The following is a 19970-nucleotide window of genomic DNA, read 5'->3' on the forward strand; positions in this document are numbered from 1 at the left end:
TTATATGCCCCTTTAATACTCATGGTACTCTAGAATATTTTTTCATGATATTTTCGACTAATATAGCTGTCTTTTCATGCTTCTCTTTAACTAATAAACGCTTAGGGGGAGCCATTCTCGACTTACAATCATCTAATGAGCAAGACTCGCAGGTAACCCCTACTTTTTCTTTTAATATTTTTGTATCATTTACAAAACTAATCTTTTTTTCTAGAGTAGAAGATTTCAAAAATCCAATACCGATACTACGATAATACTCCTTCTTAAAAGGGTCCTTTGTCGCTGAGGTAAACACCAAATATTGTTGATCTGTATCTGCATAATCAGAGATCTGGATATTAAATGCATAATTCAACTCTTCGTTAGCTACACGTTGTAAAATTTTTATAGCCATCCATCGCCTACAATAATGCTCATTAACCTCATTAGCATGAGGTTGTTGCTGATGCGTAATATGTAACTCTTTAACCAAGTTAAACTTCTCTGCTCCTAACTTATGGGTAAACCTAAGAAAAAACACATTTTGCATTCCAAAATCTTTAGGTAATATATTAGTTAGTCGTTGATAAAAAGACTCTGGAGAAGCATTATACAATCCCATTATTTTATGAAAAGCTTTCTCAGAAAACCGTTTCATAGAAAACAACTCTTTAAGGTGTTCTTTTAAATGATTTCTAGGAATAATTAATGCTCCTGCAAAATACGATGCGTAAAAATTATGCAATACTTCTTCAAAATTATCATATTTGATCCATGAAAAGGTGTAAGGCCTCTCTACAATTTCTAAGTATTGATATCCTAATTCTTTAGCATAAATAAAAGTTTTCTGAGCTTCATCTACTCGATCAGATAATAATAATGTTTTAGTAGATGGTACAAAAACAGATCTCAAATTATCCAACTCTTCTTGTTTTGGAATACCAGCTTCATTAATGATATAGCCATATTCCTCTTTCAGAATTTCTTCTAACTCTACAGAAGTAATTTTTCCTGTAAAATCCAATTGATAAGAATTAGCAAATTTTATGACTTTATCTTCAAGATCTTTAAAAAAGTTATTATGTGCTTCTTGATAAGATCGCAAAGAAGCAAGATAAAAACCTTCGCGGCTCATATTATAATGCTGTGCGATTTCGATAATAGTACTAATAAACGCATTAACCTTAGAAGGCGCATTAGCAATGATATCAATTAAATCGCTTTGTTGTATTCCAAATAATTCTAATGGTATCTCATCTAATATTCCTGACTGTAAAATCTCACCTATTGGAGCTAGGTTTTTATCCAGTTTTAGAGAGACTAGATGATCATAAGACACCTCTAATGCAGCTGCCAGTTTAATAATCTTGTCTGTTTTAGGGTATTTTTTTCCTTTCTCTATTTCATTTAGATATGATTTAGAAAGTCCACACAACTTAGACAAACCAAAAAGAGACAAATCTTTTTCTGTCCGTATCTGCTTGATTTTTAGTCCAAAAATAAGTCTTATATATTCTTCTGCTATTGCCATAAGATCAAAAATACCATTTTTTGCGTAAACAATGAAAAAAATAAATGTTCGCATTTAGCGAACGTTCGCTTGTTTTATAAAAAACTTTTTTATACTATTGTTATCTCAAACGATAATAGTTATGGAAGCTCATAATGGGCATTTAAGAAAAATCATCATTGGCAGGCGCATCACATCAATGGATTAACCAGTCATTTAAACTTTTAAACAGATGGAAATTCAAACAAATCTTAGTCAGAAAATTAGCTTCACTAAAGAGGTTAAAAATTATCATTCAGAAATTTTAACTGATGAGGCACTAATCTTTTTAGAAGCGTTACAAAATCGTTTTAATGAAAGACGATTGGTCCTTTTAAAAAATCGTGAACATCAACAACAGTTGTATGATTTAGGGACACACCCTTCTTTTCCAGAAAACACTAAAGAGATTCGTAACAGTGAATGGACAGCCAACTCAATTCCAACGGATTTACAAGATCGTCGAGTAGAGATCACTGGTCCTGTAGACAGAAAAATGGTTATCAATGCCCTAAACTCTGGAGCCAAAACATTTATGGCTGACTTTGAAGATAGCAATGCTCCAACTTGGACAAACTGTCTACAAGGTCAGCAAAACCTTAAAGATGCTATCAATAGAACTATTTCATTCTATGATTCAAAAAAAGACAAAACATATCAGCTCAAAGAAGAAATTGCAGTTCTAATTATAAGACCTAGAGGCTTACACCTTAATGAAAAACATCTCTTAATACATAATCAAGAAATATCTGCTTCTGTATTTGATTTTGGGTTATATCTTTTTCATAATCATCAGCAGCTTAAAAAAAATGGCACAGGACCATACTATTACATCCCAAAATTAGAGCATTTTACTGAAGCTATTTGGTGGAATGATGTAATTGATTTTTCTGAAGAATATCTAGGAATCGAGCAAGGCACCACAAAAGTTACCGTATTAATAGAAACTATTACAGCGAGTTTTCAACTAGATGAAATCATTTATGCATTAAAAGATCACATTGTAGGATTGAATTGCGGAAGATGGGATTACATCTTTAGCTATATTAAAAAATTAAGAAATCATAAAAATTTTATAGTTCCCAATCGTTCTCAGGTTACCATGGCAAGCCCATTCATGGATGCATATAGCAAGTTGGTAATTCAAAGATGTCATAAAAGAAACATCTTAGCTATTGGGGGTATGGCCGCACAGATACCTATTAAAAATGATAAAAAAAGCAATACAATAGCTTTTACCAAAGTAAAAGCAGATAAAGAACGTGAGGTAAAAAATGGCCATGATGGCACATGGGTAGCTCATCCAGGAATGGTAGAATTAGCAATGCAAGTATTTAACACTTATATGCCTAGTCCTAATCAGATAGATGTAAAACGAAATGATATAAAAATCACCGAAAGTGATTTATTAGTAATTCCAAAAGGAATCATAACTGAAAAAGGGATACAAAAAAACATTAATGTAGGTATCCATTATATCGCTTCTTGGCTAGGAGGGAATGGTGCTGTAGCCTTATATCATCTTATGGAAGATGCTGCTACAGCAGAAATTAGCAGAACCCAGATATGGCAATGGCTAAAAAGTGAGGTTGTATTAGAAGATAAGCGAATATTTGATGTTACCTTATTTGAAACTCTTTTTAAAGATGAACTACTAGTAATTAAAAAACAAGTAGGCGACACCTTATTCGAAGGAACAAACTATCAAAATGCCATTGAAATTTTTCACAAATTAGTAACCACAGAAAAATTTGAAGAATTCCTTACGAATAAGGCATATCAATACTTATAAAAAAGATTCAATATCATAGAATACACAAAAATCTATTTCCTGAATCTTAAATCAAATACTAATAATATGTAAATAATTAAGTCATGAATACAGAACAAAGAATAGAAGAGTTGATTATCGATTGGACTACAAATCCAAGATGGAAAAATATTAAAAGACCTTATAGCGCAGAAGAAGTAATAAAATTACAAGGATCTTATACTATTGAACATAGTATTGCAAAATTAGGTTCAGAAAGATTATGGATAAAACTAAAAACACAAGGGTTTGTAGCAGGACTAGGTGCACTAACAGGCAATCAGGCTATACAAGAGGTAGAAGCTGGGCTAGAAGCTATTTATCTAAGTGGATGGCAAGTTGCTGCCGATGCTAATCTTGCTGGACAAATGTATCCGGATCAGTCTCTATATCCTGTAAATAGTGTTCCACAAGTAGTAAAAAGAATCAATAACGCATTATTGCGTTCTGATCAAATCCAAACTGTTAATGAAGAAGAAAACAAAAAGGAATATTTAGTGCCAATTGTTGCCGACGCAGAAGCAGGTTTTGGAGGGAATTTAAATGCGTTTGAATTAATGAAAGCGATGATTGAAGCTGGTGCCAGTGGAGTTCACTTTGAAGATCAACTAAGCTCTGCTAAAAAATGTGGTCATTTAGGTGGAAAAGTATTAGTACCAACCCAAGAAGCTATTAATAAACTAGTAGCTGCTCGCCTTGCAGCAGATGTAATGAGAGTCCCATCAATAATTATAGCTCGTACCGATGCTGACGCTGCTAATCTAATTACTAGTGATGTAGATGAACGAGATAGAAAATTTATAACAGGAGTACGTACCGCCGAAGGATTTTTTCATGTAAATAATGGGATCGAACAAGGTATCGACAGAGGCTTATCATATGCTCCGTATGCAGACCTAATCTGGATGGAAACTAGTAACCCTGATCTAGAACAAGCACGTAGATTTGCTGAAGCTATACATGCTCAATATCCAGATCAAATGCTTGCATATAATTGCTCACCTTCTTTTAACTGGGCAACAAAACTTTCTGTTAAAGAAATGGAAACCTTTAGAGAGGAACTAGCAGCTATGGGATATAAATTTCAGTTTATAACATTAGCAGGATTCCATGCATTAAATACTAGTATGTTTGAATTATCTAAAGCATATAAAGAAAGAGGAATGGCGGGATATTCTGAATTACAAGAAAGAGAGTTTGCACTACAAAAATATGGTTTTAGAGCCGTAAAGCATCAAGGGTTTGTAGGAACTTCTTATTTTGATGCAGTACAAAACACCGTTACATCAGGAAGATCTTCTACTGTTGCTATGAAAGGCAGTACAGAGGTAGAACAATTTTAGAAAAAAGCATAATTTTTCCGATTCTTTATAATTATGTTTCAAACGACATTCATCAAGGTGAATGTCGTTTTTATTTTGATCATTCCACTAGAAAAAATATCACTCACACTCCCATCTAAAATCTGATATTTTAAATCGTGTCTTACTTTTAAAATTATAATGCCACCATTCTGTTCTTATAATTTTGAAACCATGTTTTTCCATCGTTTCTCGTAATAACTTACGATTACCAAGTACCGTTTTTGAGAATTTATTATAGGAATGATGTGCTTCTTTCCCAAAATAGTCAAAGTCTGTTCCCATATCAACATGTCCACCTGCTGATCTTACTAGTGTAATATCAACCGCTGCCCCTCTATTATGTATAGATCCACCTTTAGGATCTGCCACATAGCCTGGATTAGGAAAAATCTTCCACATTTTTTTTTGCACACTATATGGGCGATAACAATCAAATAGTTTTATCCTATATCCTTGATTAAGCAAATCATTATTTGCTTTTACAAGTGCTTCTGCCACTTTTTTTCTAACATAGCATTTTGCACAGGAATATACCTTTTCTTTTAAAAAATTATCAGAAGTGGCATACTTCATATCCAAAATAAAATCACTGGATATATCCTCTATATTTACAAAATCTTCCTCATTTACACTTCCTTTAATTATATCCGAAGTGCCTTGAAGCATTTCTATAGAATCCTTTTTTCTAAGTAAACTTTGTTCTACTTCTTTATCCCGTAACTGCAATGCTTTAGATCTTTCTATAAGAACCCTAGTCTTAGCTGTAGGTTCAAAAGCTATCTTTTCTTCAGTACAGGAAAAAAACAGCATCGAAAAAATTATCAAAGTTAATTTTCCTGCAATCATATTGTTTCCGTTTTATTCCAATTAAAAAATTACTCAAGGTACTTTATAGCCAAATCTCCCTCAAAATTAAGCTAATCATCCACTTGATTTTTTTAAATATAATTAATATTTTATAATAGGTTTTTTCTTACATTTTAATTATTGAAACACTCACCTGTTTAATCGTCTAAAAAACAGGATATTAAATTATTTTACTATTTTTTCTACACGACCACAAACAAGCATTTTATTCCCAAAATAAGGGTTTCTAATCTCCTTAGAATCAGATAACCAATAGCCACCCTCTCCACCAAAAGCCATAGGGCAAAATTGTTTATATATCTCTCCTGATATGATGTTAGATTTATTGATTCTTTTTTCAACCTCATTTGTTAATGAAACAAAAAAATCTCGTTGTTTTTTAATATCTTTTGTTATTGAGATCAGTTTACTTGTTGCTTTTAGCTGTTTATCCTCTTCCGTATCTCCTAAAACAATTTCTATTTTTTTTGCTACTACTTGTACTTCTTTACTTTTAGAATTCACTAAAGCTTTTTTTATAGAAAGATATAAATCATATACCTCTTGATCTTTTATGTCAGAAAATTTAACCTCTGACCTAGAATCAGTAGTATCTAAATCTATAGCTTCATTATTGAGTTCTTCCTCAGAATATGGTTCTGGTTTTTTATCCGTTTTACAAGAAGTAATTACCACTAATATTAGTATCATTGCCTTAAAGAATAGCTTCATCAATTTCTAATTTTTATTTCTATTAAATTATATTAAACCTAAAATAAGCTTCACATTTTTGATCAAAATTTTAGTCCTAATGCATTCTAAAATATAGCTAAAAAAAAACAAAAGTACTTCATATTTGACAAAAACACCAGAAACAGATAACGAACTCTTAAGCTTATCATATGATAGAGGTATTCAATAATGATTGTCCATTTTTTCTAAATATTTTAGATATTTTTGTAAAAAATGCAAAAAATGTTATTCGAAGAGTTAAAACCAAAAGTGTATCAAATACTTAATAACAATGACCAATCTGTTACAGACAGACTACATCTGATCTGTAAATTACTCAATGATTCTATTGACTATTATAACTGGGTTGGTTTTTATTTTAAAAATGGTGATAAAGAAGAATTAAAGCTTAGTACCTATGTCGGGGAAGAAACAGATCATGTTATTATTCCTTTTGGAAAAGGAATCTGTGGTCAAGTCGCTGTTTCTAACCAAAATTTTGTGGTTCCTGACGTGCAAGCACAAGATAATTATATTGCTTGTAGCCTTACTGTTAAATCAGAAATAGTGATTCCATTATTTAAAGATGGAGAAAACATAGGCCAGATTGATATTGATTCTGAGACTCCAGACCCTTTTACAGAAAAAGATGAAAGATTTCTAGAATTTGTAAATCAAGAAGTTGCTAAAATCCTTTAATTATTGTTCCTTCGTTAGCACAAATACTAAATCATTTTGCATATGAAAATCTTAGTCACGGGAGGATTGGGGTTCATAGGGTCTCATACTGTCGTAGAATTACAAAATAAAGGATACGATGTCGTTATTATCGATAATTGCTCTAATTCTTCTCCAGAAGTTATTAAAGGAATTATATCAGTAACAGGAAAATCTCCTATTTTTGAAAAATTTGATCTTAGAGAAAAAGAAAAGGTTAAAGAATTCTTTTCTCGTCATAATGATATCGAAGGGGTAATTCATTTTGCTGCTTCAAAAGCTGTTGGGGAGAGTGTAGAAAACCCTTTGCTATATTATGAAAATAATCTATCTACACTAGTATATCTTCTTCAAGAATTAACCAACAAAGCTTCCTCTCATTTTATTTTCAGTTCTTCTTGTACCGTTTATGGACAAGCAGATGAATTACCTATTACTGAGGATGCACCTGTTAAAGAAGCAGAATCTCCTTATGGAAATACAAAACAGATTGGAGAAGAAATCATAAGAGATACTTGTAGAGTAACTCCTTCTCTAAAAGCTATTGCGCTACGATATTTTAATCCTATCGGAGCCCACCCTACAGCAGAAATTGGAGAACTACCTATTGGAGTACCTCAGAACTTAATACCATTCATTACGCAAACAGCAATTGGATTAAGAGAGCAATTATCAGTATTTGGTGATGACTACCCTACCTCTGATGGAACTTGCATAAGAGATTACATACATGTAGTAGACCTTGCTAAGGCTCATGTAGTTGCATTACAACGATTACTAGAAAGTAAAAACACCTCTAACTACGAAGTATTTAATGTCGGAACAGGAACAGGGAGTACTGTATTAGAAGTTATACAATCCTTTGAAAAAGTATCTGGCAAAAAGTTAAATTACAAAATAGTAGATCGAAGAGAAGGTGATATTACTGCAGCTTATGCAGACACTTCTAAAGCTAATAATGATCTAGGATGGAAAGCACAAAGTAGCTTAGATAATTCACTTAGTTCTGCTTGGAAATGGGAACAGAAAGTTAGAAACTAAAAAATAAGGATACCGCCGTTTCATTAAGTGTGCAACTTAAAATACCGAGGGTTTGACTTTTTTAGAGTTGGACCCTTTTTTCATATATAGTTAAGAATTGGTTCAGTATTAATCCTCAATTTTAAGGTAAATAATTAGTCATAAAAAAATCCTGAAGAAGTTCTTCAGGATTTTTTACTATATTATAATTGTTAATTATCTGTTTTTAGTAAAATTTAGATCTTTTATCTTCAATTTCAGCAGCTTCTTTTAACGCTTCAAAGACTTTCGTATCAACTGCTCCTGCCTGAGTCTTAGAAGCCTGTGATGCATAACTCATATACGTATCTAAACCGCTAGCAGGGGTTTTCTTTGTTACCTCTATAACATATACTCCATTATTACCAATAATAGGACTAGATATTTCTCCTTCTTCTAGAGCAAATGCAGTTCCCACAACTTTTGGCTCTGTCCCTGCTCCACTTATAGTTGGTGTTTTCATATTTAAAGCCGAAGAAACTTTTACAGTTTGGTTTTGGCTCTGAGCGATTGCATCTAATGTCGTTCCAGAGATTTTACTTTTTAATTTCTCTGCTTTCTTTTCTTTAATTAGTATTGGTTTTACAGTAGCACTAGCATCTTCAACTTTCATCAATCCTTGATCTGATTTTGCAGTTATCTGAACCACTGCATATCCTTCCGGAATATCAAAACGCTTTATCTCTCCTATTTTAGACTCTTCCTTAAAAGCCCATTGTACGATTGTTCTTTTTGCTCCTAATCCAGGAATATTTTCATCTAATTCCTTAATTTTATTTACTGGTCGTACTGTTAATTTATTCTCTTTAGAAACCTCTTCAAAATCTTTATCTTTTGCTGCAATTTGAAATTTAGTTGTTTCAGTAAAAATAGTATTGATTGTCTTTTCACTTGGTTCAATTTTATGAGCTACTGTAGCAACTTTTATTGCTTTTTGCTCATTCTTTTGATCTTCTATACTAATAACATGATATCCAAATTGTGTTTCTACAACTCCTTGATCTCCTGTTTTATTATTAAAGCAATAATCATTAAATGCAGGAACCATTCTACCTGGTGAAAAATATCCTAAATCTCCTCCTTTATCTTTGTTAGAGTTATCTGCAGAGAACTTTGCCGCAAGAGCAGAAAATTTAGTCTTATCTCTTTTGGTCACATTAACGATACTATCAGCTAATTCTTTTGCTGCTTCTTTAGTACGTTTTATATCACCTGCCGTACCAAGTCCTTCCCAAGAAACCAATATATGACTTACTTTTACTGAATCAGGCATCTGCTTTTGCGAAACTACTTTTGATATTTTAATATGATCTCCATCTTTATAAGGACCGTACACTCCTCCTATTTCAAGATTATAAAGTGTATCCGCCACAGCAGCTGGTAAGTCTTTTTTAAATTTAAAGTTAGCATCGAATTTTATCGCAGAATTTTGCTTTACAAAATCTTCTGCATCTTTTACATCAATACTTCTAAACCCTAAAACAGAATCTGTTTTTTCTGTTGCTTTATTAAATTCTACTTTATCATTTAATAATGATGCAACTTCTGTTTTTACTTGATTTTCATCTTCCTCACTAGGAACTTCATTAAATATCACATAACGTATACTTCTAGAAGGTTCTGCTTTATATTGGTCAGAATGGGAATTAATATATGCTTTAATTTCTGCATCTGTTATTGTAACTTCTGTATCTTCAATTGCAGAAAAAGGGAGTTGCACATATTTAATATCTACATTATCATTTTCCATTTTATAAACTAACTCACCTTCTTTTAATGTAGATCCTACACCTGCTTTTATCATATTAAGATAAGCCTTTTCTCTTGCTCCTTTACTTACAGATGCTTCAAAATCTAACCATTGTTGGTACGCTTGTGGAGAGGTTGCTTTTACATTGGCTACATACTCTTGCATTTTGGCTTTATCAAAAACTCCTGCTTCGTTTAGAAAAGTTGGGTTACTCGCTAATGATTCTTCTAATAGTTGGTTTACCTGATCTTCTCCTACTATAACACCCAATTTATCCAACTGCTCTTCAAAAACTTTTTCTCTCACTTCTTGATTCCATACATAGTTCACCGCTTGGATACTAGATGCTCCTCCTCCAAAACTTCTTGATGCTAATTCTACTTTTTTAGCAAAATCGGTTCTATCAATTTCTTTTCCGTTTATTGATGCTATCGTATTTTCAGCTTTCTGAGAAATAGCTCCTCCATTACGGATCAAATCTGCTAATACAAAAGAAAAAAGTGCTAGTGCTATAATTACAATTAAAAACACTGAACGTTGTCTGATTTTATTTAAAACTGCCATGGTATGTTATAATTTGTTCAAATACAGTCCGCGAAAGTACCATTTTATTGTAATAATACCAATTAAAAAACCTGAAAGTCTTATGACGTTCTTATGCTTTCTATGTTTAATGAAGAATTGTATTACTACTACAACTATAAAATTATGTAATGCCCGTTGTTTTCTTACTTACAAACCGTAATAAAACATATTTACATCTATAAATAATTATCTCAATGACTCTTTTTTCCTCAATCTTCAGGAACTACCTGTAGTTCAATGATTTCAATTTTAGTATTAGAAGTTTCTATAATTTTAATCTTAAAAACTCCTATTTTCACTTCATCTTCTTGTTGTGGAATTTCTTCTGTATGATTAACAATCATACCACCTAGGGTTTCATAATTTTCGTCTTCAGGAAGGTTTAATTTATATACTTCGTTTATATAATCAACCTCTATTCGGGCAGAAAACCGATAGTTATCTTCTGATAATTGCTCTTCTATAAGTGCTATAGAGTCGTGCTCATCTTCGATTTCGCCAAAAAGCTCCTCTACGATATCTTCTACTGTAATGATTCCACTAGTTCCTCCATATTCATCAATTACTACTGCCATACTTTTATGCTTCTTCATTAAAAGATTAAGAACATCTTTAACAAACATAGTTTCTGGAACAAAAACTACAGGAATAAGTATTGCTCTTAAGGATTCTGGCTTTTTAAACAATTCAAAAGAATGCACATACCCTATAATATCATCTATCGTAATATTATATACAATTATTTTTGACAACCCGGTATCTATAAACAACTTACTTACCTCTTCTATAGATTGTAATTTCTCTATAGCTACTATTTCTGTCCTTGGAATCATCACTTCTCGTGACTTTACATCCGAAAAATCTAAAGCATTCTGAAAAATCTGAATTTCACTATCAATTTCATCATCTTCTTCTACGGTTTCCATTTGTTCATTTATATAATCTCCCAATTCTGTTTTACTAAAAGCTAACTGAACTTTATCTCCATCAGTTTTTAAAAATGTTTTTAATACAAAATCTGAAACCCAAATTACAAATGAGGATATAGGGGAGAAAAAAAGATAAAAAACATAAGCAGGAAATGAAAATGCTTTAAGCAGTGTATTCGAATATATTTGAAAAAAGACTTTAGGTAAAAATTCTGCAGTAATTAAGATGATTAAAGTAGAAATAATTGTTTGCAATAACAAATTAACACTACCTACCATTTCAGGAAAATACCCTTCGATAATCCTCATCAATACTTCTCCCATATAAAACCCATACACTACTAGGGATATATTATTACCAACTAACATTGTAGCGATAAACTTAGAAGGTTTTTTTGTTAAACGAGCAAGAATGTTAGAGATAAAGCCTCCTTGTTTTTTTTCTATCTCTATATGAATTTTATTAGAAGAGACATAGGCTATTTCCATTCCAGAAAAAAAAGCCGAAAGAATTAGAGAAAATACAATAACAGTGATATGCAATTCCATTAATTAGTCTTTCTTATTGGCATCAAAACGTTTTCGGAAATTTCTTTTAAAGAAAAACATAAAAATTGCAGCTCCCGCAAAAAAAAGATAGAGGATACTCTTCCCTCCTTCTTGATTCCACTCTATGTATGCCTGATATATAAAAAAACACATTATAGCTAAATAGGCATATTCAAAAAATCTAAATACTTTCATCATAACATACTATCGTGGATTATTCTTTTATAAACATTACTCCGTCATTAATTCTTGAATTGAAGATAGTCAAATCTTGATTAGCATCAAAACCATCTGCTTCATTAATTGAACCATCTGGTAAATAACTTTTATAATCTTGATCTGTAAAAACCCAATTAATTTTATGATCCCAATACAATTGCTTTGCTTGTATATGAGTACTGTCTGCTGTTTGTATATCCACATTACCTCTCATATCAATCAAACCTGTTTCTTGGTAAGAAATAGCATAATCTGATGTAACTACACTTATTTTACCTTCTTTATCAATAATATCCAAAACAATACCTTCTGGAAACTCATGATACGCAAAAGATTCATTAGAATAGTCTAATATTCTTGAAGTCTTGAGGATTGCCGTAAGCTTTCCAGAATCTGTATATTTTAGATTTACATTAAAAGCTTCTGCAATAGGCATACTTTTATCAACAAGCCCTTTTTTAGTATTCTTTTGTATTGATTGGCATGAAAAAAACATTGTCACAGCAAATGCTATGACAATGTTTGTTAGTATATATTTATTTTTATTCCGCATTATAATTTTGGAACTCTAACGGTTTCTCCTATCCAACATCCAACGTTTACAGATTTTATCCCTGGATTATTAAATATATCTGTTTTTGAAGGAGCTCTACCTTTATAACTAGCGGCCGTTTTAGCTGCAGTAGACCTTAAACTTGGATCTACTTTCCCTGCTTTTCGAGCATAATTTTCTGCTAACCAATATACAGCTCTTTTACTAAATACATCAGCTCCGCAGTTATTCGCACTACTTGCTATCATGCTTGCTATTCTAAGGTAACAAACTCCCATAGAAGGTTTCTGAGCAAGTGTCTTTTTATAATATGATCTTGCTTTTCCATAACTTCCTTGTTTCTTCATTACTTCTCCTATCTTAAAATATACTTTAGCTTTATCACTAGCTTTAGTTTCTAATTCTGCAGACTGATTAAAATACTTTAATGCTACTGAAGTCTTTTTATCTTTTAAAGCTAAGATTCCTAAGTAATAAGCTGACTTTGAAGAAGGTTCTACTTTATGTAATGCCTCTACAAGTTTAAAGAACAATGGATCATCTGTACAATCTTTTGAAGAAATTCTCCCTGCAGCACTTTTTAACCAATTAGCATCTGATTTTTTAGCTTCAAACTGGCCGTTATATAAAGGAATAAGATTTTTACAATCTGCCAATTCTCCTAGTTTCTGGTTGATTCCAGCTTTTACTTTACTAAAAGCAGTCAAATTGATTCCTGCATTTTTCAGTTTTCTTTTTTCTTTTGATGATAATGTCGTTCCAGCTTCTTCTTTTTCTGTATATCCTGCAATTATTTTTGCTAACCTACTTTCTTCATCTTCGATTTTTTCCGTGATATCATCATATAAGTCAAAAACTTCTTGAAGTTCTTTTTTCCCTTCACCATGAAGATCTACAAAAAGAGAAAAATACGTATATAGTTTTTTAGGTCGCTTAAAGTTATCTTTATCTTTTGTGTATGCTTTATTAAATTCTGCAAACTGACTATCTTTAGTTCCCATTTTATTATCATACATCAACTGACCTATATGGGAATACATATCCCCAATTTTAGTTTTTGCAGGAAAATATTGTAGGCGCTCTTTCCATAAAGCAATTATTTCTTTTGCAAGAGCTGTTTTTTCTGCAGCAGGAGCTTTTTTATACTTTGCTTCTAATAGTTTTTGTCCAAATTGATATGTAGCAACACTATATGTAGGACATTCTTTTCTCACTTTCCATAATGGCTCTTCTGCAGAGTCATAATTTTTTACTTTAGCATGCTCATAGGCTATAGAAGCCGTAGTAGCACAATCTGTAGCCTGAGCACTTAAATTTCCAGTACTTAAAACTAACCCTGTTGCTATCGTAAATAAAACTTTAGTATTCATAACTGTAGTAATTATTTGTATTTAATTAAATTTTAGTTGTCTAAACCATTTGTCATTCATTGACAAACTTAAAGAAACATTAAAGAACTCTTCTTTAACTAATCCCATATCCGTCGTTCCCCGCTGACCATACTCAAAACCGATATTAACATTAGAGAATAATCTTCCAACTGGTAAGCCTACTCCAAAAGACATGCCAAACTCGTCAATAGAGTTTCCTTTTATAGTCAATCCTGTTTCTTCATAACGAAATCCAGCACGGTATACCACCCTACTTAAATAGCTTGTTAATGAATTATACCTTGGGATATAATATCCTCCTACCTTATACTTCGATGCATTTTTATATACAGCATCAGTCTGCCCTGGTAATACATTAGTAAAGTTTTCAGCATTCATATGCGCATACTCTGCTCCCATAAACCATTTTCTAGGTTGACCAATTCCTCCTCCAAATTTAAACTCTGATGGTAATTTTATTCCTTGATCATCTATTTTAATTTCTTTTCTTCCTACCACATTCTCTCGACCGCTATTAGAAATTACTATGGTAGCAAATTCTCTGGTTCCATTTGATTTTAATTTAAAAGAGGGAGTAGATACTGCAGATGCAACTAATTCTAATTTTTCGGTTATCATGGTTTTATACATTAATCCAAAAGACATTGTAAAAGATGACAAATCTGAATTCGTTATTTCTCTTGTATCAAACTGAAGGCTTGGTCTTTTTAATATTGCTTTGTTCTCAATACTCCCAAAGTTATAATTTAAATCTAAACCTATACTTAAACCCTTATAAATCTTAGCTCCTGTAGCTAAAAAAACTTTATTCAATCCTCCTTTTCCTATAAATTGAGATTCTCTATTATCGCTCTCAATAGCATTAAGTTTATACCCTACAGAGGTAAGAGGTGCAATCCCAAAAGCAAAAGCAAATTTTCCTGCAGGAATACCTATTGCTAAGTAATCCAAAGATGCATTATCACCAGAAGATGACTTATTGGCATTACTTATCTTAAAACTGCGGTATGATGTTCCTACTGCATATGTTGTCAATTTTAAATCTCCATAAGATGCTGGATTCTGAAGATTTAAATGAATACTATCTCCAAGTACACTCAATCCCCCCATCGACCTGTTTTCTACTGTTCCCTTGAACTTAGGTATCCCTATTCCATAAAAAGAATATGGAGAAGAAGTACCTTCCTGAGCGTAAGATGTTATGGCAACATGTGCCAATATAATCACTAAAATCTTCTTTATCATTTATTATTATTAAAAGCTAAAATGTAGTTTAATCCTTCCAACAAAAAATTAGAAGTGGCAAATATGCTATTTTTTAATCTTTTAGACAAAAAATGTGCATCTCCTCCGGTTAAAATAACTGTTAAATCAGGATAAATGTTGCAATATTGGTCAATTACACCGTCAATTTCATATAAAATACCAAAAATTATTCCTGAATGTATTGCTTGCTCTGTACTTTTTCCTATATAATTTTCTGGATCCTCTATTTCTAATAAAGGTAATTTTGCTGTATAATTATTAAGACTTTCATATCGTAGTCTTATCCCTGGTGATATTGCCCCTCCAAGATATTCCTCTTTTTGATTTTTAAAATCATATGTCACACACGTACCTGCATCTATAACCAATACATTTTTATTTGGATATTGACCTACAGCAGCTGCAACTAGCCCTAATCTATCGATTCCAAGCGTAGTTGGTGTTTCATACATATTCTTAAATGGCATTTTAACTAAAAAATTTACTACAAGTGTTTCAAAAAGAGTTTTAACATATCCTATCTGATCATTATTCAGATTAGACACAGAAGAAATTACAGCATTAGTAATCAAAGGATATTCTTCTTTAATTAGTTGTATTGCCTCTTTAAATTCATATTGTTTTATACTATTCTTATAAATAATTTTTGAGAATTCAAAAACTCCAAGTTTCGTATATGTATTCCCGACATCAATAACAAGGTTCATATCTTATTTGTATTTTGTAAAAATACAAAATGATTTTTTTTATTTTTTATTTTGTGTATTCAAAAAAGGTTTATATATTTGCATCCGCTTACAACAAGGTGCCTTAGCTCAGTTGGTAGAGCAAAGGACTGAAAATCCTTGTGTCCCTGGTTCGATTCCTGGAGGCACCACCTTTAAAAACCGTAATATTTTCATTAGAAAATAATTACGGTTTTTTTGTTTCTTACAAGATAAAAAGTATTTTAATTAATATAAATGTGTTTTTAATCGTTAAAAAATGCATTTAATCTGATTATTGTGTATATTTAATACAAAATAACTGTTAAATACATGTTAATTAAATATATTTACACTTTAATATAGAGAAACACTAAGTCTTACATAACCCCCACGCCTTATGATAACCCCAACACTTTTAAAGTCATACAGGAATAAGTTACTTTTTTTTGTAATTTATTTATTTTATCACGGAATCTCTTATAGCCAAGCGACTGTCACAAACAATTCTGCTGATGCGAATGATCTTCGTAACCAAATTTTAGGAATAGGTGTTTCTGTATCTAACCAGCAAATCTTATATGGTGCAAATGATCAATTCGGAACTTTTGAAAATGGAGTAACTGGTGCCAACTTACAATTAGAAAGTGGAATTATTCTTACCACAGGAAATGTTACAACAGCTTTTACATCCAACAACGAAACTAATACAACAATTAATCAAGTAGATGAAGGTCCAGATCCTGACCTTAACTTAATAGATAGTACTGCCGATTTTGATACGGCAGCCTATCAATTTGAGTTTACAACAGATGGAGATGGTGTAGTGATAGAATATCAATTTGCATCAGATGAATACCCCGAATATGTTTGCTCTAGGTTTAATGATGCCTTTGGTTTTTTTGTATCAGGTGGAGACTTACCTGCAACACAAAACATAGCATTATTACCTAATAATGCTGTAGTATCAGTTAACACTATTAATAATGGAACATCGGGTTCTAATGCAGATGGAACTAGTTGTGATTTTTCTCAATCAACATTGCACATCGATAACAATGATGGTTCCGCAGGCTCTGTTTTTATAGAATATGATGGTATTAGTGTAAAACTTTTTGCTACTTTACCTCTTACTTCTGGTGTAACCTATACTATGAAAATGGCAATGGCAGATGTTGGAGATTCACAATGGGATTCTGGTGTATTTATAAAAGTATTTCGTGCAGCTTATGATACCGATGGAGATGGTAAATTTGATGCTGTAAATGATATAGATGATGACAATGATGGTATTTTGGACACTGTAGAATCAGGAGGAGTAGATCCTGATACTGATAACGATGGAGATAATGTTCCTTTATATTTAGATAACAATGATAATGACAATAGTATTGGAGATACCGACAATGCTGTAGAGGCTGCATTTGATGCCGATGGTGATGGGATTGCCAATCATTTAGATAGTGATTCTGATGGCGATAATTGTCCTGATGCAAATGAAGCTTACAACTTAGAAACAGCTGATACAGATGGAAATGGATATTACGGAACAGGAAACCCTCCTTCAACTACTGCAGATGGTAGAGTTATTGGAGCTCCCTACACAAGTCCCGAAGATACCGATAGTAATTCTACAGTAGATTTTCTTGAGGTAGGTCCCAATACCGATAATGATGCTAACCTTAATGGTTGTGACCCAGATGATGACAATGATGGAAACCCCGATGTAACAGATCCTAATGACGTAACTCCAACAGCATTAAATGACTCAATAGACATCGTAGAAGGTACCACAGGAACAATTAATATACTTACTAACGATGATTTTATTCCAAGTGCTAATACAACAATTACAAATTTAAATTCAGGAACTGCTACAGGAACAGTAAGTTTTAATGGAACTACAGGAGTTATGGAATATACTCCTGCCCCAGGTGAGGAAGGAAATATTGTGGCTATAAATTACCAAGTATGTAATGCAGGAGTTACTCCTATTGTTTGTGATGATGCAACAGTAAATATTACTGTACAAGTTGATACTGATAATGATGGTGATCCTGATGTAACAGATCCTGATGATGACAATGATGGTGTTATAGATACCGGAGATAATGCTCCTTTAAACCCAAATAGCTGTAGAGATACTGATGGAGATGGCTGTGATGATTGTACCAATAGTGGAGCTAATAATTCAGGAGGAGATCCTGCAAATGATGGCACAGATAGTGATGGTGATGGAATTTGCGACATTTCTGATGCCGTACCAATCCTAACAATAAATGATATAACAACTGATAATGTTGTAAATACTGTCGAAGCTTCTGCAAATGTAAATGTTACAGGTGTTGTTACAGGGGATTTCAATAACGGAGATATTGTTACATTAACAATTAATGGCACGTCATACACAGGACCTGTAAATTCTTCAGGGATATTTAATATTTCTGTCTCTGGTTCAGATTTAGAAAATGATCCTGACCTTACAGTAGAAGGAAGTGTTACCACAACCAATGGTGGAGGATTTTCAAGCACTGATACTGATACACAGATATACTCTTTAGACACCTCTGCTCCATCTGCACCAACAGTAGTCATTACTGAAGATACCAATAATGATGGGGTCATCAGTGCTAGTGAATTGAGCGGAAACGTTGATGTCACTGTAACACTACCGGCAGATGCCGTTGCAGGAGATATCGTAACCATAACAGATGGAAACGGAAACACTCAAAATGTAACCCTAACCGCTACTGATATTACCAATGGAAACATTGCTGTAAACTTCCCGAATCCTGGAGATAACGGAACGATTACTGCAACTGCATTTGTAACAGATCAAGCAGGGAATCAAGGAACATCAGCTAATGATACAGCAACTATAAATACCTCTGCTCCATCTGCACCAACAGTAGTCATTACTGAAGATACCAATAACGATGGGGTCATCAGTGCTAGTGAAGCTACTGGTCCTGTAGATGTCACCGTAACACTACCGGCAGATGCCGTTGCAGGAGATACCGTAACCATAACAGATGGAAACGGAAATACTCAAAATGTAACCCTAACCGCTACCGATATTACCAATGGAAACATTGCTGTAAACTTCCCGAATCCTGGAGATAACGGAACGATTACCGCAACTGCATTTGTAACAGATCAAGCAGGGAATCAAGGAACATCAGCTAATGATACAGCAACTATAAATACCTCTGCTCCATCTGCTCCAACAGTAGTCATTACTGAAGATACCAATAACGATGGGGTCATCAGTACTAGTGAAGCTACTGGTCCTGTAGATGTCACTGTAACACTACCGGCAGATGCTATTGCAGGAGATACTGTAACCATAACAGATGGAAACGGAAATACTCAAAATGTAACCCTAACCGCTACCGATATTACCAATGGAAACATTGCTGTAAACTTCCCGAATCCTGGAGATAACGGAACGATTACTGCAACTGCATTTGTAACAGATCAAGCAGGGAATCAAGGAACATCTGCTAATGATACAGCAACTATAAATACCTCTGCTCCATCTGCACCAACAGTAGTCATTACTGAAGATACCAATAACGATGGGGTCATCAGTGCTAGTGAAGCTACTGGTCCTGTAGATGTAGCTGTAACACTACCGGCAGATGCCGTTGCAGGAGATATCGTAACCATAACAGATGGAAACGGAAACACTCAAAATGTAACCCTAACCGCTACTGATATTACCAATGGAAACATTGCTGTAAACTTCCCGAATCCTGGAGATAACGGAACGATTACTGCAACTGCATTTGTAACAGATCAAGCAGGGAATCAAGGAACATCAGCTAATGATACAGCAACTATAAATACCTCTGCTCCATCTGCACCAACAGTAGTCATTACTGAAGATACCAATAACGATGGGGTCATCAGTACTAGTGAAGCTACTGGTCCTGTAGATGTCACTGTAACACTACCGGCAGATGCCG

Annotated in this window: 15 protein-coding genes and 1 tRNA gene; 6 read left to right on the plus strand and 10 right to left on the minus strand. The window is 33.0% G+C overall.

Annotation, left to right across the window (positions count from 1 at the left end):
- Window positions 1–19: 19 nt before the first annotated feature.
- Window positions 20–1510 (minus strand): helix-turn-helix domain-containing protein, encoded by a 1491-nt coding sequence (locus N456_RS04660; RefSeq protein WP_062054449.1) that lies wholly within the window; start codon window positions 1508–1510, stop codon window positions 20–22.
- A gap of 211 nt (window positions 1511–1721) precedes the next feature.
- Between N456_RS04660 and aceB the strand changes: the two genes are divergently transcribed.
- A complete protein-coding gene (gene aceB, locus N456_RS04665; protein WP_062054398.1) occupies window positions 1722–3320 on the plus strand; it encodes a malate synthase A in 1599 nt (532 codons plus the stop codon).
- 83 nt (window positions 3321–3403) lie between these two features.
- Complete coding sequence (gene aceA / locus N456_RS04670; protein WP_062054400.1) at window positions 3404–4681, plus strand: isocitrate lyase; 1278 nt, start codon at window positions 3404–3406, stop codon at window positions 4679–4681.
- Window positions 4682–4780: 99 nt separating this feature from the next.
- Here the strand turns inward: aceA and N456_RS04675 are convergent, their stop codons facing one another.
- Both N456_RS04675 and N456_RS04680 read right to left on the minus strand, forming a co-directional pair.
- Complete coding sequence (locus N456_RS04675) at window positions 4781–5548, minus strand: M15 family metallopeptidase (RefSeq protein ID WP_062054402.1); 768 nt, start codon at window positions 5546–5548, stop codon at window positions 4781–4783.
- Between the two features lie 186 nt (window positions 5549–5734).
- Entirely contained in the window at window positions 5735–6280 is a 546-nt protein-coding gene (locus N456_RS04680; protein WP_082422428.1) for a DUF3347 domain-containing protein, read from the minus strand.
- A 243-nt stretch (window positions 6281–6523) separates the two neighbouring features.
- Here N456_RS04680 and N456_RS04685 point away from each other — a divergent pair, with 243 nt between their 5' ends.
- Together N456_RS04685 and galE are read left to right on the plus strand one after the other, a co-directional pair.
- A complete protein-coding gene (locus N456_RS04685; RefSeq protein ID WP_062054451.1) occupies window positions 6524–6979 on the plus strand; it encodes a GAF domain-containing protein in 456 nt (151 codons plus the stop codon).
- A 42-nt stretch (window positions 6980–7021) separates the two neighbouring features.
- A complete protein-coding gene (gene galE / locus N456_RS04690) occupies window positions 7022–8038 on the plus strand; it encodes a UDP-glucose 4-epimerase GalE (protein ID WP_062054406.1) in 1017 nt (338 codons plus the stop codon).
- A 205-nt stretch (window positions 8039–8243) separates the two neighbouring features.
- On the opposite strand, the gene N456_RS04695 is transcribed toward galE, so the two are convergent.
- The 7 genes from N456_RS04695 to N456_RS04725 all read right to left on the minus strand — a co-directional run bounded on the left by N456_RS04695 (window position 8244) and on the right by N456_RS04725 (window position 16005).
- Complete coding sequence (locus tag N456_RS04695; RefSeq protein WP_062054408.1) at window positions 8244–10370, minus strand: peptidylprolyl isomerase; 2127 nt, start codon at window positions 10368–10370, stop codon at window positions 8244–8246.
- Between the two features lie 230 nt (window positions 10371–10600).
- Window positions 10601–11869 carry a hemolysin family protein gene (locus N456_RS04700; RefSeq protein ID WP_062054410.1) on the minus strand — a complete coding sequence of 423 codons (1269 nt, stop codon included), beginning with the start codon at window positions 11867–11869 and terminating at the stop codon, window positions 10601–10603.
- A gap of 3 nt (window positions 11870–11872) precedes the next feature.
- Window positions 11873–12067 carry a hypothetical protein gene (locus N456_RS04705; RefSeq protein WP_082422429.1) on the minus strand — a complete coding sequence of 65 codons (195 nt, stop codon included), beginning with the start codon at window positions 12065–12067 and terminating at the stop codon, window positions 11873–11875.
- 16 nt (window positions 12068–12083) lie between these two features.
- On the minus strand, window positions 12084–12641 hold the full coding sequence (gene lptC / locus N456_RS04710; protein WP_082422430.1) for an LPS export ABC transporter periplasmic protein LptC: 558 nt from the start codon (window positions 12639–12641) through the stop codon (window positions 12084–12086).
- A complete protein-coding gene (locus N456_RS04715; protein ID WP_062054416.1) occupies window positions 12641–14011 on the minus strand; it encodes a tetratricopeptide repeat protein in 1371 nt (456 codons plus the stop codon). The genes lptC and N456_RS04715 overlap by 1 nt, the downstream gene beginning before the upstream one ends.
- 21 nt (window positions 14012–14032) lie before the next feature.
- The gene (gene bamG, locus N456_RS04720; protein WP_062054418.1) at window positions 14033–15277 is read right to left on the minus strand and encodes a BamG family beta-barrel-assembly machinery protein; all 1245 of its coding nucleotides are present in this window, start codon (window positions 15275–15277) and stop codon (window positions 14033–14035) included.
- Window positions 15274–16005 carry a type III pantothenate kinase gene (locus N456_RS04725; protein ID WP_062054420.1) on the minus strand — a complete coding sequence of 244 codons (732 nt, stop codon included), beginning with the start codon at window positions 16003–16005 and terminating at the stop codon, window positions 15274–15276. The genes bamG and N456_RS04725 overlap by 4 nt, the downstream gene beginning before the upstream one ends.
- 97 nt (window positions 16006–16102) lie before the next feature.
- Here N456_RS04725 and N456_RS04730 point away from each other — a divergent pair.
- Together N456_RS04730 and N456_RS04735 are read left to right on the plus strand one after the other, a co-directional pair.
- Window positions 16103–16175, plus strand: a tRNA-Phe gene (locus N456_RS04730).
- A gap of 227 nt (window positions 16176–16402) precedes the next feature.
- The coding region (locus N456_RS04735) for a choice-of-anchor L domain-containing protein (protein ID WP_062054422.1) at window positions 16403–19970 on the plus strand (3568 nt) is incomplete at its 3' end.

Origin of the sequence: Aquimarina longa SW024 (genome assembly GCF_001401755.1) — a bacterium.
In the GTDB taxonomy this organism is placed as follows: Bacteria; Bacteroidota; Bacteroidia; order Flavobacteriales; family Flavobacteriaceae; genus Aquimarina; species Aquimarina longa.

Excerpts from the sequence above, each read along its gene's own strand:
- N456_RS04660 (WP_062054449.1), bottom strand. The coding sequence starts at position 1,510 with ATGGCAATAGCAGAAGAATATATAAGACTTATTTTTGGACTAAAAATC.
- aceB (WP_062054398.1), top strand. The coding sequence starts at position 1,722 with ATGGAAATTCAAACAAATCTTAGTCAGAAAATTAGCTTCACTAAAGAG.
- aceA (WP_062054400.1), top strand. The coding sequence starts at position 3,404 with ATGAATACAGAACAAAGAATAGAAGAGTTGATTATCGATTGGACTACA.
- N456_RS04675 (WP_062054402.1), bottom strand. The coding sequence starts at position 5,548 with ATGATTGCAGGAAAATTAACTTTGATAATTTTTTCGATGCTGTTTTTT.
- N456_RS04680 (WP_082422428.1), bottom strand. The coding sequence starts at position 6,280 with ATGAAGCTATTCTTTAAGGCAATGATACTAATATTAGTGGTAATTACT.
- N456_RS04685 (WP_062054451.1), top strand. The coding sequence starts at position 6,524 with ATGTTATTCGAAGAGTTAAAACCAAAAGTGTATCAAATACTTAATAAC.
- galE (WP_062054406.1), top strand. The coding sequence starts at position 7,022 with ATGAAAATCTTAGTCACGGGAGGATTGGGGTTCATAGGGTCTCATACT.
- N456_RS04695 (WP_062054408.1), bottom strand. The coding sequence starts at position 10,370 with ATGGCAGTTTTAAATAAAATCAGACAACGTTCAGTGTTTTTAATTGTA.
- N456_RS04700 (WP_062054410.1), bottom strand. The coding sequence starts at position 11,869 with ATGGAATTGCATATCACTGTTATTGTATTTTCTCTAATTCTTTCGGCT.
- N456_RS04705 (WP_082422429.1), bottom strand. The coding sequence starts at position 12,067 with ATGATGAAAGTATTTAGATTTTTTGAATATGCCTATTTAGCTATAATG.
- lptC (WP_082422430.1), bottom strand. The coding sequence starts at position 12,641 with ATGCGGAATAAAAATAAATATATACTAACAAACATTGTCATAGCATTT.
- N456_RS04715 (WP_062054416.1), bottom strand. The coding sequence starts at position 14,011 with ATGAATACTAAAGTTTTATTTACGATAGCAACAGGGTTAGTTTTAAGT.
- bamG (WP_062054418.1), bottom strand. The coding sequence starts at position 15,277 with ATGATAAAGAAGATTTTAGTGATTATATTGGCACATGTTGCCATAACA.
- N456_RS04725 (WP_062054420.1), bottom strand. The coding sequence starts at position 16,005 with ATGAACCTTGTTATTGATGTCGGGAATACATATACGAAACTTGGAGTT.